Source organism: Emticicia sp. (assembly GCF_049241225.1).
Lineage (GTDB): Bacteria > Bacteroidota > Bacteroidia > Cytophagales > Spirosomataceae > Emticicia.
Genome location: NZ_JBMLRC010000451.1, coordinates 1 through 2,015, shown reverse-complemented (window position 1 = coordinate 2,015; position 2,015 = coordinate 1). Strand labels below are relative to the sequence as shown.

At 35.6% G+C, this 2,015-nt stretch carries 2 protein-coding genes; both read right to left on the bottom strand.

Annotation, left to right across the window (positions count from 1 at the left end; translation table 11 throughout):
- Positions 1–92: 92 nt before the first annotated feature.
- Entirely contained in the window at positions 93–791 is a 699-nt protein-coding gene (locus ACOVO2_RS23215; RefSeq protein WP_421772261.1) for an NUDIX hydrolase, read from the bottom strand.
- Between the two features lie 204 nt (positions 792–995).
- The coding region (locus tag ACOVO2_RS23210) for an alpha-N-arabinofuranosidase (protein WP_421772260.1) at positions 996–2,015 on the bottom strand (1,020 nt) is incomplete at its 5' end.

Genomic DNA, 2,015 nt, shown 5'->3' with positions numbered 1-2,015 from the left:
TTATGTGTATTTTTGACACAATTTATTTATAGCAAAAAAATCATTCGTAATGATAAGGTAATTTGAGCAATAATTACCTATATCTACTTATTTTATCTCATTGAATCAGAAATAAAATAATGAAAGGCGTTAAATTGACTTTGATATTTTTCTTTATCGAGTTGATAAAGTATGGCTTTTTTGGTTGTTGAATTCTGGTTTTTTTCGCCCGTATCAATCAACAAATTGGTTGATAGAATTTTTCGACTAAAATTTCGTCGGTCAAGTGGCGAATCATAAATGGCTTCATAAAGTTTTTGCAGTTGTGGAATAGTAAATTTTTCTGGTAAAAGTTCAAAACCAATCGGATGCAAAGCGGCTTTGTAGCGAAGTTCTTCGAGAGCCAAATCAACCATTTGATTATGGTCGAAAATCAGATTTGGTCTGTTTTTTAAATCAATCCAGTAAGCATTTTGAGCTTTAGCCGAATCTTGGTTGTGGGCATGAATATTGATCAATGCAAAAAAGCAAATCGAAAGCGTACGTTCTACGGGGTCACGGTTTACTTTCCCGAAAGTCTTAATTTCTTCAAAATAAATATCTTTCAGGCCTGTCAAATCATATAGAATACGGTTTGCCGCTACCTCGAGGTCTTCTTCTGCTTCTAAAAAACCGCCCATCAATGACCATTTTCCTTGTTCTGGTTCAAAATTTCTTTTTATCAAAAGTAGTTTAAGAGCTTCGCCATCAAAGCCAAAAACAATACAATCAAGAGCAACAAGTATTCTGGTAGAATGAGGGTATCTGTTCATTTTTTAATGTTTTGCACAAATTTGTACAAATATCATAATTCCTATTCTTTAAATTGAATAAAATTCGAGAAAATCAATGATTTTCTCGAATTAACTCATCTTTAACCTAAATTAATCTACAATACTAATGGTGTTTTTTTAAATTGTGTAAATATAACACAATTTTGAAATATCATATAAATTAAAGAAAAATTTTAATATTTATTACTTCGTAACTTTCAAAACAATTACCGAGTAAGCAGGAATTGTGAGTTTCAAAACACCTTTTTCGAGTTTCGCACCAGCAAAATCTTTTATTGAAACCTTGTTTGGTTGCTCAAAAGTATTGTGGTCGCTGATGTTGGCAGATGATAGGATTTGCCCCGAAACCTTTGAGAAATCTTCTCCTCTCAAATTGATTGTAACTTCGTGAGATTTGCGATAGTCAATGTTTGTCAATGAAATATTCAAAGCTCCAGAAGCGTCTTTTGATGCCGACGAATTCACTGCTGTCAGTTTTTTGCCATTAAACTCATACGTTGGCGACTCAATGCTCATCGGCACGAGCGTTGCATCTTGATGCACATTATACATTTTCATGACGTGAAAAGTTGGTGTAAGCAACATTTTTTCTTCGTTTGTAAGAATAACTGCTTGCAAAACATTGACGATTTGAGCCAAATTTGCTCCACGAACACGGTCAGCGTGATTATTGAAAATGTTAAGTGTAAGACCCGCAATCATGGCATCACGCATCGTATTTTGTTGATATAAAGCACCTTTCCCTTCTGCGTCGGTTTCGTACCAGCCACCCCATTCGTCCACAATCAAATCTACTTTTTTCTCTGGGTCATATTTGTCCATGATGGTGCTGTGCTTGGTTACGAATTCTTCCATTTTCCAAGCTTCTTCCATGGTTTTGAAGTAAGTTGCTTCGTTGAACCCAACCGATGGACCTTTGGTATCTTTCCAACTCAACACCGAATAATGGTGCAATGCCAAAGCCGACATCATATTGTGCGGAATGTTTTTCATCAAGGTTTCTGTCCAATTGAAATCATCGCTACTTGCACCCGAAGCCACTTTGTAAAGTTTAGATTCTGGAGTAATATCTTTCATAAAAGTGGCATATTGGCGATAAATATTTGCGTAATATTCGGGCGTCATGTTTCCGCCACAACCCCAAGCTTCATTGCCAACTCCCCAGATTTTTACGTTCCACGGTTTTTGACGACCATTTTGAAT